This window comes from Kineosporia mesophila (assembly GCF_021129235.1).
Taxonomy (GTDB): domain Bacteria; phylum Actinomycetota; class Actinomycetes; order Actinomycetales; family Kineosporiaceae; genus Kineosporia; species Kineosporia mesophila.
On record NZ_JAJOMA010000013.1, the window covers coordinates 57,059 to 69,973 of the forward strand.

The following is a 12,915-nucleotide window of genomic DNA, read 5'->3' on the forward strand; positions in this document are numbered from 1 at the left end:
GCATGATCACGGAGGAGTTTGGGGTCGCCTTGGTCGCCCACGCGTCGTGCCCGGGCGATAGCATTTCGTGCGTGATCGCGACGTCGCGCCGTGTGGGCGCTCTTGTGGCCGGAGCGGCCACCGTTCTTGCCGTGACCCTCTCCGGCTGCTCCGGCAGTCAGGCGGGTGCCGCCGCGGTGATCGGTGAACGCCGTATCGCCGTCGGGGATGTGCAGGACGGGTTCAGCGACATCGTGCCCCTGGTCGGGCAGGACGCCGGCATCACCCAGGCCCAGATCCTGAATCTGCTGATCCTGGAGCCGTACCTGAGCCAGGCCGCCTCCGATCTGGGGCGCGGGGTGTCCGACGAGGACGCGAAGCTGGACTTCGCCTCGTCCGGCACGGTGAAGGAGGCCGACCTGAGCGAGGCCGGGCTGGAGGTGTGGAAGGCGAACCTGTCCAACACCGCCCTGCAGACCGACCGCAGCACCGCGGAGATCACGGCGACCTACTCGACCATCGAGCAGAAGCTGAAGAAGGCGGGCGTGCACATCAACCCGCGCTACGGCAGCGGCATCGACTACACCACCTTCACCATCACCCAGGCGCAGCCGAACTGGCTGAAGAGCACCGCGACGCCGGCCGCGACCGCCCCGGCACCCACCGAGGGCTCCGACCCGACCGCGCCGACCGAGCCGACGGCCCCGACCGAGAGCCCTGACGCCACTGCTCCGACCGAGGCTCCTACTGAAGCTCCGACGCAGACGCCCGCGCCGTAGTGGGTCCGGAACACCCGACCCCGCCGGACGCGGGGCGCGTCACCATCCTGCTGACCAGCCCGCGCACCGCGCCCGGACTGCTGAGCTTCTCCGCCTGGGACCGGCTGCGCTCGGCCGGTGCGGTGCTGGCGGTCGACCCGGATCCGGCCTGGCTGGAGGCTTTTGCCGCGGCCGGGGTGACACCGGAAGACGTCTCCGCGGTGCCGGTGGCCGAACGCGCCGGCCGGCTGGTGGAAGACGCCTGCGCCGGGCAGGAACTGGTGTGGTGGGGGAGCGAGGACGGCGATCCCGGCCTGACCGACGCCCTGGCCGAGCACCTGTCCCGCCGCGCCGTGGTGCCCGGGTCGCAGCCGCCGCCCGAGGTGGAGGTGCTGACCGGCTCGTACGACGTGCCCGGCTCGCGGCTCCTGGACCTGGTCGCGGTGATGGACACACTGCGCTCGCCCGGGGGCTGCCCCTGGGACGGCGAGCAGACCCACACCTCACTGCTGCCGTACCTGCTCGAAGAGGCGCACGAGGTGATCGAGGCGGTCGAGTCCGGTGATCCCGCCCACGTGCAGGAAGAGCTCGGCGACCTGTTGCTGCAGGTGGTGTTCCACGCCCGGGTGGCGGAGGAGGAGGCGGGCTTCGGCATCGACGAGGTGGCCGCCGGGATCGTGGCCAAGCTGATCCGGCGTCACCCCCACGTGTTCGGTGACGGGGAAGCCGAGTCGGCACAGGATGTCGAGGTCTCGTGGGAGGCCCTGAAGGCGGCGGAGAAGGCCGGCCGCCAGGGCTTCGAGGGCATCCCGGCCACGTTGCCGGCGCTCGCCAGGGCGCAGAAGATGATCGGCCGGCTGTCCCGGGCCGGGGCCGACCTGGACGAGGCCGTGGAGAAGGCGGCCGACGGGGACGAGCTGGCGGCGGCGTTGTTGCGGCTGGTGGTGCTGTCCCGGGTGTCCGGGCAGGATGCCGAGGCCACGCTGCGGGCGGCACTGGGCCGGCTGGTCCCGCCGTCACAGTAAGTTGGGCTTCCTCTGCGCGATGAGGAAAGGCAGTTTCTAGATGAGCCCGCAGTTGCTCCACTCCGGCAAGGTGCGTGAGGTCTACGCCGACGGCGACGACATCATCCTGGTCGCCTCCGACCGGATGTCGGTCTACGACGTCATCCTGCCGACCCCGATCCCGGACAAGGGCGCGATTCTCACGCAGCTCTCGCTGTGGTGGTTCGAGCAGATCAAAGACGTTGTCCCGAACCACATCATCTCCGGTACCGACGTGCCGCCGGAGTGGGCCGGGCGGGCCGTGCGCTGCCAGAAGCTGACCATGGTGCCCGTGGAGTGCATCGCCCGCGGCTACCTGGCCGGCCTCGGCCTGCAGGAGTACCGCCGCGACGGAGCCATCTCCGGCCTCGCGCTGCCCGAGGGTCTGGTGGAGGCGTCGAAGCTGCCCGAGCCGGTGTTCACGCCGACCACGAAAGCCACCGAGGGTCACGACGAGTTCATGACCTTCGACGAGGTGGTGGCCCAGCAGGGCGCCGACCTCAGCGACCGGCTGCGTGAGCTGACGCTGGCCGTCTACACCCGGGGTGCGCAGATCGCCGCCCGCAGCGGCGTGATCATCGCCGACACCAAGCTGGAGTTCGGGATCGACGCCGCCGGTGAGCTGGTGCTCGGCGACGAGGTGCTGACCCCCGACTCCTCGCGGTTCTGGCCGGCCGGCAGCTGGGCCCCGGGCGGCCCGCAGCAGTCGTGGGACAAGCAGTTCGTCCGCGACTGGTCGCTGGCCAGCGGCTGGGACAAGACCTACCCCGGCCCGGAGATCCCGGCCGAGATCGTCGAGAAGACCCGCGCGCTCTACGTCGACGTCTATGAGCGAATCACCGGCAACCGCTGGTAAATCCCGCTCTGAGCGGGTTCTTGGCCTGATCGTGCGGCACGATGGGGTGCATGCGCGAGCAGCAGGACGATGACCCGATCGTGACCGCGAGATTCCGTGACGCCGCCACGAAGGTGCTGGACGCCCTGCTCGAGGCCGCACCCGAAGAGGCCACCGAGCTGGGCGACCACCGCTACGACGAACTGACCACCGAACTCACCGTCGAGGCCACGATCCGGCGGGCCTCGATGCTGGTCGACGCGATGTCCGCGCTGGACGACGTCGACGACACCGCCCTCACCCCGGGCGACCGGGTCGACCTGGAAATCCTCCGGACCCGGGTGAGCGGCACCCTGTGGGAACAGACGGAGCTGCGCCGCTTCGAGAACGACCCGCTCCTGCACCTGCCCGCCGACGGGCTGTATCCGCTGATCAGCCGCGAGGGCCCGGCGCCCGACCGGCTGCGGGCGCTGGCGGCCCGGCTCGGCCAGGTGCCGCAGCGGCTGGCCCAGGCGCGCGACGTGCTGCACGACATGCCCCGGCCCGCCGTGCAGACCGCCATCGGCCAGGCCCGGGGCACCGTGCCGTTGCTGACCCAAGACCTGGAACCCCTGCTGGCACAAGACGAGTCCCTCGCCTCCGGGGTCCGCGAGGTGCGGGACGCGGCGGTGGAGGCCCTGCGCGATCACGCCCGCTGGCTGGAGGCCCAGCTCCCGGTGAGCGACGGTGATCCGCGCCTGGGCGAGCTCAACTACGCGGCCCGGCTCTGGTACACCCTCGACACCGAGACCGGCCCCGACGCCCTGCTCACCCGGGCCGAGAGCGACCTCCAGGCGATCGAGGAGGACATCGCCGAGCTGGCCTGCCGGATCAGCGGACGGCCGATGTCGGAGACGCTCGTGCGGGAGGTGCTCGACCAGGCGGCCGCGAGCGCCCCGGTGACCCCCTCGTCCATTCGTCCGCTCTGTGAGCAGGCGCTGGTCCTGCTCGCCGCCCGGGTGCGCGAGCTCGATCTGGTCACCGTGCCCCCGGCGCCGATCCAGGTGATCGAGATGCCGCCGTCACGGGCCGGCATCGCCGTGGCCTACTGCGACCCGCCCGGGCCGCTGGAGCCCGGGGCGGCCGACGGCACCCTGCCCACGTTCTTCGCCGTGGCGCCCACCCCGACCGAGTGGGACCAGGCCCGCACCGACGCCTTCTACCGCGAGTACAACGGTCACATGCTGCGCAATCTCGCGGTGCACGAGGCAATTCCGGGGCACGCGCTGCAACTGGCGCACGGCAACCGGTACCGCGGCACCACGCCGGTGCGCAGTGCGATCCGCAGCGGTACGTTCATCGAGGGCTGGGCGGTCTACGCCGAGGAGCTCATCGCCTCGTTCGGCCTGGGCTCCGGCAACAACGACGACGACATGTGGCTGCGGCTGATGACGCTGAAGATGGCCCTGCGCAGCGCGATCAACGCGATCCTCGACGTGCGGGTGCACGCGCACGGCATGACCGAGGACGAGGCGATGCTGCTGATGACGGCCCGCGGTCACCAGGAGGAGGGGGAGGCGGCCGGCAAGTGGCGGCGGGCGCTGCTCACCTCCACCCAGCTGTCCACCTACTACGTGGGGCACCGCGAGATCCGCGACCTGGCCGGGCGGATCCACGCGGAGAACCCGGAGTGGTCGAAACGGCAGGTGCACGACGAGCTGCTGGCCCATGGGGCCCCACCGCCCCGGCACCTGCGGGCATTACTGGGACTCGACTGAGGAGAACTTGTGTGGACTCGGGCATCAGCAGGACCTTCGGCCCCCTGACACCTGCCCCCAGGTGAGGGGTGGGCCACAGGCCTGACGATAGGCTCGGTTACGTAGTTGCGTAGACGTAACGGTCCACAGAAACTCCACTGAAACCGGTCTGACGAGCAGGAGCAGCAAGCATGGCAAGCATCGAGGCCGTCGGAGCCCGAGAGATTCTCGATTCACGGGGTAACCCCACCGTCGAGGTCGAGGTGGCTCTGGACGACGGCACCATCGCCCGCGCGGCGGTCCCCTCCGGCGCCTCCACGGGCGCCTTCGAGGCGGTCGAGCGCCGTGACGGCGACAAGAAGCGTTACCTGGGCAAGGGCGTCGAGAACGCGGTCAACGCCGTGCTCGACCAGATCCAGCCCGCCCTCCTCGGCTTCGAGGCCAGCGACCAGCGCATGATCGACCAGGCGATGCTCGACCTGGACGGCACCGACAACAAGGCCACCCTGGGTGCGAACGCCATCCTCGGCGCCTCCCTGGCCGTGGCCAAGGCCGCGGCCGAGTCGGCCGAGCTGCCGCTGTTCCGCTACCTCGGTGGCCCGAACGCGCACATCCTCCCGGTGCCGATGATGAACATCGTCAACGGTGGCGCCCACGCCGACAGCGGCGTGGACGTTCAGGAATTCATGATCGCCCCGTTCGGCGCGCCCTCCTTCAAGGAGGCCCTGCGGATGGGTGCCGAGGTCTACCACTCGCTCAAGTCCGTGCTGAAGGCCCAGGGCCTGAGCACCGGTCTGGGCGACGAGGGTGGCTTCGCCCCGAGCGTCGCCGGCACCAAGGAGGCCCTGGAGCTCATCGCCACCGCGGTCGACAAGGCCGGCTACGTGCTGGGCACCGACCTGGGTCTGGCGCTCGACGTGGCCGCCAGCGAGTTCCACAGCGAGGGCGTCTACTCGTTCGAGGGCGGCAAGCGCACCTCGGCCGAGATGATCGAGTTCTACTCCAGCCTGGTCAACGACTACCCGCTGGTCTCCATCGAGGACCCGCTGGACGAGAGCGACTGGGAGGGCTGGACGGCCCTCACCGCCGCCGTCGGCTCCAAGGTGCAGATCGTCGGCGACGACCTGTTCGTCACCAACCCGGCCCGCCTCCAGCAGGGCATCGAGACCGGCGCCGCCAATGCGCTGCTGGTCAAGGTGAACCAGATCGGTACCCTGACGGAGACGTTCGACGCCGTCGCCCTGGCCCACCGCAACGGTTACCGCTGCATGATGAGCCACCGCTCCGGCGAGACCGAGGACACGACGATCGCCGACCTGGCCGTCGCCGTCGACTGCGGTCAGATCAAGACCGGCGCCCCGGCCCGCTCGGACCGGGTGGCCAAGTACAACCAGCTCCTCCGCATCGAGGAAGAGCTCGACGACGCCGCGGTGTACGCCGGCGCCGGCGCGTTCCCCCGGTTCGCCCACCGATGAGCCCACGCCGTCCGCCCGCGCCCGGTTCCGGCGGGATCCCCGATCCCTCCGGTGCACCACGCGCACCCCGGGTGCGGGCGGCCGGCCCCGGTGTCCCGGCGGCCCAGAAGGCCGCCGCCAGGAAGACCACCGCCGCGACGCCGAAGACCCCTGCTCAGAAGGCGGCGGCCCAGAAGGCGGCGGCTCAGAAGGCGGCGGCTCAGAGAGCTCAGCGCCCGGTGAAGCGGCCCGCCTCACCGGTGACCTCGGCCGAGCGCGCGGCCGCGGCGAAGAAGAAGCAGGCCGCCGCCGCAAGGGCGCAGCGCTCCGGCTCCCCGATCTCCCACACCCCGACCAAGAAGCGCGCGCCCCGGCTGACCGCCTCCCGCTCCGGCGGGCTGCGCCCCACCAGCACCCGGCCCGGATCGGCCCGGCCCCGCGCCGGATCGGCCGGCCGAGGTTCCCGCGGACGCGGCTTCGGCCTCGGAACCGGGCGCCCCGTCTGGGTTCTCGGCGCCGTGATGGCCGCGCTCGCACTTTTGATCCTGCCCTATTTCCAGAAGTGGCTGGTGCAGCGCTCGGAGATCGAGTCGGTGCGGGCAGAGGTCAGCCAGGCCCAGGAAGACGTCTCCGATCTGCAGAAGCAGAAGGAGCGCTGGAAGGACGACGACTACGTGCGAGCCCAGGCCCGCTCCCGGCTCAACTACGTGATGCCGGGGGAGACCGGTTACGCGGTCTCCGATCCCACCCCCAGCCCCAGTGTCAGCCCGAGCAGGACCGGCGAGACCGACGTGCCCGTGGGGAACCGGTCCTGGTTCTCCAGCGTGTGGCTGTCGGCCCAGACCGCCGGGTCGCAGGGCGAGGCCCAGGCCACCACCGAGGTGCCGTGAGCGGCGCCGACGCCCAGCGGCACCCGGGCCCGACCCCGGCCACCGCGGAAGATCTCGCAGCCGTGCACCGTCAGCTCGGCCGTCCCGCCCGGAACGTGGTCGCCGTCGGCGCCCGCTGCCCCTGCGGCCAGCCCGACGTGGTGCAGACCTTCCCGCGGCTGGACGACGGCACGCCGTTCCCCACGATGTACTACCTGACCTGCCCGAAGGCCGCCGGTGCGATCGGCACCCTGGAGGCCTCCGGTCTGATGAAGGAGATGACAGCCCGGATCGCCGAGGATCCGGAACTGGCAGACGCCCAGCGTCGGGCGCACGAGGACTACCTCCAGCGGCGGGCCCAGCTCGCCCCGGTGCCCGAGATCGCCGGCGTCAGCGCCGGCGGCATGCCCGACCGGGTCAAGTGCCTGCACGTCTACGCCGCGCACGCGCTCGCCGCCGGCCGGGGCGTGAATCCGCTGGGGGACGAGGTTCTCGACGCTCTGCCGTGCTGGTGGGAAAGAGGGCCCTGCGGAGTGGTGGAGGAACAATGACCCGCGTTGCAGCGATCGACTGCGGCACCAACTCGATCCGGCTCCTGATCGCCGACGTGAGCCGCAGCCGCGGTGAGCTCGTCGACATCGAGCGCCGGATGGAGATCGTGCGACTGGGCCAGGGGGTGGACAAGACCGGCGAGATCGCCCCGGAGGCGATGGAACGCACCCTGGACGCCGCCCGCCGGTACGCCGGCCTGTGCCACCAGCACGAGGTGCACTCGATCCGGTTCGTCGCCACCTCGGCCACCCGGGACGCGCGCAACCGCAAGATCTTCGTCGACGGTGTCCGCGAGGCGCTCGGGGTGGAGCCGGAGGTCATCCCCGGCGCCGAGGAGGCCGAGCTGTCGTTCACCGGTGCCACCGGTGGGCTGCCGGGCGGCCACGACGCGCCGTTCCTGGTGGTCGACCTGGGCGGCGGCTCGACCGAGTTCGTCCTCGGGGAGAAGACCGTGGACAGCGCGATCTCGGTGAACATCGGCTGTGTGCGGCTGACCGAACGGCACCTGCGCAGCGATCCGCCCACCGCCTCCGAGGTGGCCGCCGCGACCGCCGACATCGACGCCGCGCTGGCCCAGGTCGCCGAGAAGGTGGCCCTGGAAGACGCCCGCACCCTGGTCGGGGTGGCCGGCTCGATCACCACGGTGACCGCGCACGCCCTGGGCCTGTCCGCCTACGACCCGGGCGCCATCCACGGCGCCACACTCAGCCTCGACCAGGTCGCGAAGGCCTGCACCGAGCTGATCGAGATGCCGCGGGCCCAGCGGGCGCAGCTGCCCTTCATGCACCCGGGCCGGGTCGACGTGATCGGAGCCGGGGCCCTGGTCTGGCGGCGCATCATCGAGCGGATGGGCGCCACCGGCCGGATCGGCCACCAGGTCACCTCCGAGCACGACATCCTCGACGGGATGGCCTGGGGCCTGGCCTGGTCCAAGCGCTAGACGCTGACGGCCGCCTCTACGCGCACCCGCTCCGGGTGCGCGTAGAGGTTCATCGAGTCACCCCGCACGAACCCGGCCAGCGTCAGCCCGGCCTCTTCGGCCAGGTCCACCGCCAGTGTGGACGGCGCCGAAACCGCTGACAGCAGAGGGATCCCGGCCATCGTCGCCTTCTGCGTGAGTTCGAACGAGGCCCGCCCACTGACCTGCAGCACGGTGTTCGACGCCGGCAGCAGACCGTGCGTCAGGGCCCAGCCCACCACCTTGTCCACGGCGTTGTGCCGGCCCACGTCCTCCCGCACGCAGAGCAGCTCACCCTCGGGTGTGAAGAGCCCGGCCGCGTGCAGCCCGCCGGTGCGGTCGAAGGCGCGCTGCGCCTCGCGCAGCTTGCCGGGCAACGAGACCAAGGTGCCGGCGTCCACCAGGGGCTCGACGACGTCCTTCATCGACAGCAGGGGACGCCGGTTGAGCACCTCCGCGATCGAGTCACTGCCGCACACGCCACAGGCGCTGGACGTGGCACCCAGGCGGGCCTGCGGTACGGGTACCCCGGGGGCCAGACGCACCTGCACGGTGTCGGTGTCGCACGAGGTCAGCTCAGTGATGTCGGCGCTCGCGTGCGCCGCCCCCTCGGCCACCAGCCAGCCCAGGGCCAGCTCCAGGTCGTGACCGGGGGTGCGCATGGTGGTGGCGATGGTGGTGTCGCCGGCCTTGATGGTCAACGGCGCTTCCACCGCGAGCGAGTCGGGGCGGGTGATCGCGGTGGCCCCGGGCCCTCCGGCCCCACGCACACGCACGACCGGGCGGCGGTCCACGAGATGTCCCATGTTCCTGAGCGTAAGCCCGCCCGGGATTCGGTGAGACGGTCCCTGCACATCGAGGACGGCGGACCTAATAACCTGTGTCCGTACGCCCTCGTAGCCCAACGGCAGAGGCAGGCGCCTTAAAAGCGCTTCAGTACGGGTTCGAATCCCGTCGGGGGCACGTCACAGACCCGCACATTGAGGTCTGGGGTCGCTGCCTGCGACCTTCGCCGTGGCTGAAGTCCGTCGGGCGGGCATGTGCCCTCGCCCAGCGCCCGCCGCAAGAACTGGGACCTCATCCGGCGACACCTGCAAGCCGGCGATATGACGGCCGTCGAAATCATCGAAGCCACCGGGTAGTCGTCGTTTCGGCCGTGGCTGTCGCGTATCGGGACACCCAGGTTCCTGATCCCGGGCCAGGCGATCTTGGAGTGGACTCCGAGCCGATCACCGATGCGGTTCAGGGGCACTGCCACCGCCGGTGCACCGAAGGCGGGCCGCTTCCAGACGTCCGGACCGGCCGTACGAGTTTGGGTCCGAGGGGTGAGGGCGATCGGGTAGGTGGTTGTCAGGCCGCCACAGTGGACAGGAGTAGACCGGTCGTCTACTGTCTGGTCAGGCGGAAGCGCCACCACGGTCCGAAGGTCCTTCCGAGGTGCCGAGCCGCCCGACCCACATCCGAAAACCCAGACTTGTGAGGCACGTCCACCATGAAGGTTCTGCTCGTTCTGACTTCCCACGACCAGCTCGGCGACACCGGCCTGAAGACCGGCTTCTGGCTGGAGGAGCTGGCTGCGCCGTACTACGGCCTGAAGGAGGCCGGCGCGCAGATCACGCTCGCCTCGCCCCTGGGTGGTCAGCCCCCGCTCGACCCCAAGAGCAACGAGCCGTCGTTCCAGACCGACCTGACCCGCCGCTTCGAGCTCGACCCCGAGGCGACCGCGGCCCTGGCCTCCACGCAGGTGCTGTCCACCGTGAAGGCGGCCGACTTCGACGCCGTGTTCTACCCCGGCGGCCACGGCCCGCTCTGGGACCTGGCCGAGGACCAGGACTCGATCACCCTGATCCAGGACTTCCTGCGCTCGGGCAAGCCGACCGCCCTGGTCTGCCACGCCCCCGGCGTGCTGCGGCACGTCGTGAACGAGGACGGCACCCCGGTCGTGGCCGGCAAGAAGGTCACCGGTTTCGCCAACTCCGAGGAGGAGGGCGTGGGCCTCACCGACGTCGTCCCCTTCCTGGTGGAAGACGTGCTGGTCGAGCAGGGCGGCGTCTACTCCAAGGGTGAGGACTGGGCGTCGTACGTGCTCCAGGACGGCCTGCTCATCACCGGCCAGAACCCCGGTTCCTCGGCCGAGGCGGCCGACGTGCTGATCAAGGCGCTGGCGGGATGAGACGACCGGTCTAATCCGGAGGTAGGCTAATCGCTATGCCACCGAAGCGTGCCGACCAGGGCACCCGCGTCGCCCTGCTCGATTCCGCCGAGAAGATCTTCGCCGGCAAGGGCTACGCCGGGGTGGGGATCAACGAGCTGCTCACCAGTGTGGGAGTGCCGAAAGGCTCCTTCTACCACTACTTCAGCTCGAAGGACGCGTTCGGTGAGGCCGTGGTGGAGTACTACTTCGAGCACTACCTGCGCGAGATGGACCAGCTCCTGGGCGACACTCAGCGCCCCTGGGCCGACCGGCTCATGGCCTACTGGGACAACTGGCGCGACACCCAGAGTCTGGACGAGTGTCAGGGTCGCTGCCTGGCGGTGAAGCTGGGGGCCGAGGTGGCGGACATGTCCGAGCCGATGCGCCTGGCCCTGAAGTCCGGCACCACCCAGGTGATCGACCGGGTGGAGAAGGCCATCGCCGGCGGTGTCGAGGACGGGTCGCTGTCGATCCGCGGGGAGGCCCGGGCGACTGCCGAGTCGCTGTACGAACTGTGGCTGGGGGCCAGCGTGATGGCCAAGGTCAACCGCCATCTCCAGCCGATGGACAACGCCGTGCTGGTCACCCGTCAGTTGCTCGGTATCTGAGACGGGCCCGGTGGCCGCCGTTCGGGGCGGCCACCGGACCACTGATCAGGACTCGGTCATCGTCGAGCCCTGGGTGGTGGAGCTGGAGGGCACCAGGAAGGTGACCGTGGGCAGCGTGCCGTCGGCGTCGCGGGAACCCACGGCGGTCGTCGCGCTGACGGACTTGAAGCTGGAGGCGCTCCAGGTACCGCTCTGCCAGGAGTTGCCGGAGACCTTCACGCCGGTGCCGATCGTGGCCGTGGTCGCGTTGGCCACCGACACGTTGCCGGTCAGCGTCGAGGTGGAGATCTTGAAGTAGAAGCCCGCGGCGGCGTTGTCGTAGGCGGTGTTGCGGGTCAGGGTCAGGCTGCCGGTGTTGGAGTTCTCGGTGAAGCCGTTGGCGTTGTTGTCCCAGGCGGCGTTGTTCTTCACGATGTGGTTCGCGGAGAGGTTGTCACCGCCGAGCTTGAACCCGTTGCCGTTGCCCTCCCAGCCGGAGACGTTCCAGCGGTTCACGCCGTTGCCGTAGGCCCAGTTGTCCTGGATGGTCACCGGGGACAGGAAGTGCCACAGGTCGATGCCGTCATCGGCGTTGTTGTACATCCGGTTGCCCTTGACCACGTTCCCGGTACCGGTGCCGAACTTGATCGCGATCCCGTCGGCGTTCTGGCCCTTGGTCGCGTCGTCGTGGTTCAGGTACAGGTCGTTGTCGAGGATCTGGTTGTTCGTGGTGCCGTCACCGCGCAGGGCGATGCCGGTCTCCTGGTTGTCGTGCACGCGCAGGCGCTGGTAGATCACGCCGGCGCAGGAGGTGCACACCACCGGGTGGTTGAGCGCGTTCTTCACCTCGAGGTCCTGCACGGTCATGTAGCTGGCGGTCTGGTTCCAGGTCCAGGAGTCCGAGGAGATCTTGGAGCCGTCGATGACCGCGTTCTCACCGGTGTACGAGCCGATGGTGATGCGCTTGGACGAGGTGCCGCTGGTGGCCGGCTTGAGTGTGGCGGTGGGCTTGTAGGTGCCACCGCGCAGCACGATCGTCTGCCCGGCCTTGACGCTCGAGAGGGCCTTGGCGATCGTCGCGTAGGGGGCGGCCTTGGTGCCGGCGGCGGAGTCGCTGCCGCTGGTCGAGACCCAGATGTCACCGGTGCTCAGGCCGGTGCTGCTGCCGGAGGAGGCGCTGGTGGTCGTGGTCGTGACCGGGGTGCTGCCCGAGACCGTGCCGAAGCTCCAGTTGTCGGTGCTGGCCGTGGTCGAGCAGGTCTGCTGGCTCAGTGCCTTGCCCGGGGCCAGGGTCTTGGACCCGGTGTCGGTCAGGCAGAGCTCGGACTGGTCGTTGTCGATCAGGAAGTACGTGGTGGAGGGCTTGACCGCGTAGAACTGCGCCTCGGTGCGGGCGCAGGTCGTGGTCACCAGGCTGCTGCCCGCGGTCGAGTCGGTGACCGCCAGGCACAGGCCGCTGCCCTTGTTGACGAAACCCAGCTCGGTGCCGCTGGTGTCGACCGTCCACTGCTGGAACGCATCCGAGGAGTCACAGGTCGCGCTGACGACCGAGGCGCCCTTGGCGGTCGAGCTGCCCTGGACGTCGGCGCAGTACGTGGTGTTCTTGTTGATCAGGGTGACGACGTCGCCCTTGACCGGCGTGGTGGTGGCGGTCGTGGTGGACGGGTTGGCGGCCACGGCGGCGACGGTCGCGCCTCCCGCGGCGACGGCGATCGCCACCACACTGCCGACCGCGATGCGCCGCAGCCTGTGGTTTCCGGTCTTCATCTGGGTTCAGGTTCCCCTCGATCGACTCGTTGCTGACGAAGGGAGTCGCGCCGGGGTGCCCCGGGGTTGCCTGTGAATCGGCCCTGAGGGTTCTCCGGTCACGGGCCGGACCCGGGAGCGCCGGAGGGTTCTCGCCGCTGAAAGCTCTCCCGAATCCGCATGAGTTAGGGTTTCGCTCACGGA

The 12,915-nt window shown here is 70.2% G+C and carries 12 protein-coding genes and 1 tRNA gene; 11 read left to right on the plus strand and 2 right to left on the minus strand.

Going from position 1 to position 12,915, the window contains the following annotated elements; genetic code table 11:
* Positions 1–71 precede the first annotated feature (71 nt).
* The 8 genes from LR393_RS19100 to LR393_RS19135 all read left to right on the plus strand — a co-directional run bounded on the left by LR393_RS19100 (position 72) and on the right by LR393_RS19135 (position 8,166).
* Positions 72–758 (plus strand): SurA N-terminal domain-containing protein, encoded by a 687-nt coding sequence (locus LR393_RS19100; protein ID WP_231485326.1) that lies wholly within the window; start codon positions 72–74, stop codon positions 756–758.
* Positions 758–1,762, plus strand: coding sequence for a nucleoside triphosphate pyrophosphohydrolase (gene mazG / locus LR393_RS36515; protein WP_231485327.1), 1,005 nt, complete (start codon positions 758–760; stop codon positions 1,760–1,762). Before LR393_RS19100 ends, mazG begins: the two co-directional genes overlap by 1 nt.
* Before the next feature lie 40 nt (positions 1,763–1,802).
* A complete protein-coding gene (locus LR393_RS19110; protein WP_231485328.1) occupies positions 1,803–2,636 on the plus strand; it encodes a phosphoribosylaminoimidazolesuccinocarboxamide synthase in 834 nt (277 codons plus the stop codon).
* A 50-nt stretch (positions 2,637–2,686) separates the two neighbouring features.
* Positions 2,687–4,372 (plus strand): DUF885 domain-containing protein, encoded by a 1,686-nt coding sequence (locus LR393_RS19115; protein ID WP_231485329.1) that lies wholly within the window; start codon positions 2,687–2,689, stop codon positions 4,370–4,372.
* A 170-nt stretch (positions 4,373–4,542) separates the two neighbouring features.
* Complete coding sequence (eno, locus tag LR393_RS19120; RefSeq protein WP_231485330.1) at positions 4,543–5,826, plus strand: phosphopyruvate hydratase; 1,284 nt, start codon at positions 4,543–4,545, stop codon at positions 5,824–5,826.
* A complete protein-coding gene (locus tag LR393_RS19125; protein ID WP_231485331.1) occupies positions 5,823–6,695 on the plus strand; it encodes an FtsB family cell division protein in 873 nt (290 codons plus the stop codon). Before eno ends, LR393_RS19125 begins: the two co-directional genes overlap by 4 nt.
* Complete coding sequence (locus LR393_RS19130) at positions 6,692–7,225, plus strand: DUF501 domain-containing protein (protein WP_231485332.1); 534 nt, start codon at positions 6,692–6,694, stop codon at positions 7,223–7,225. Before LR393_RS19125 ends, LR393_RS19130 begins: the two co-directional genes overlap by 4 nt.
* A complete protein-coding gene (locus LR393_RS19135) occupies positions 7,222–8,166 on the plus strand; it encodes a Ppx/GppA phosphatase family protein (protein WP_231485333.1) in 945 nt (314 codons plus the stop codon). Before LR393_RS19130 ends, LR393_RS19135 begins: the two co-directional genes overlap by 4 nt.
* Here LR393_RS19135 and fdhD read toward each other — a convergent pair.
* Positions 8,163–8,990: a formate dehydrogenase accessory sulfurtransferase FdhD gene (fdhD, locus tag LR393_RS19140; RefSeq protein ID WP_231485334.1), complete on the minus strand. Its 828-nt coding sequence runs from the start codon at positions 8,988–8,990 to the stop codon at positions 8,163–8,165. The genes LR393_RS19135 and fdhD overlap by 4 nt on opposite strands.
* A gap of 84 nt (positions 8,991–9,074) precedes the next feature.
* Here fdhD and LR393_RS19145 point away from each other — a divergent pair.
* The 3 genes from LR393_RS19145 (at position 9,075) to LR393_RS19155 (ending at position 10,986) form a co-directional block, all read left to right on the plus strand.
* Positions 9,075–9,147: transfer RNA gene (locus LR393_RS19145), tRNA-Leu, on the plus strand.
* A 529-nt stretch (positions 9,148–9,676) separates the two neighbouring features.
* Positions 9,677–10,357: a type 1 glutamine amidotransferase domain-containing protein gene (locus LR393_RS19150; RefSeq protein ID WP_231485335.1), complete on the plus strand. Its 681-nt coding sequence runs from the start codon at positions 9,677–9,679 to the stop codon at positions 10,355–10,357.
* 35 nt (positions 10,358–10,392) lie between these two features.
* Positions 10,393–10,986, plus strand: coding sequence for a TetR/AcrR family transcriptional regulator (locus LR393_RS19155; RefSeq protein WP_231485336.1), 594 nt, complete (start codon positions 10,393–10,395; stop codon positions 10,984–10,986).
* A gap of 45 nt (positions 10,987–11,031) precedes the next feature.
* On the opposite strand, the gene LR393_RS19160 is transcribed toward LR393_RS19155, so the two are convergent.
* Complete coding sequence (locus LR393_RS19160) at positions 11,032–12,732, minus strand: RICIN domain-containing protein (RefSeq protein ID WP_231485337.1); 1,701 nt, start codon at positions 12,730–12,732, stop codon at positions 11,032–11,034.
* Positions 12,733–12,915 lie beyond the last annotated feature (183 nt).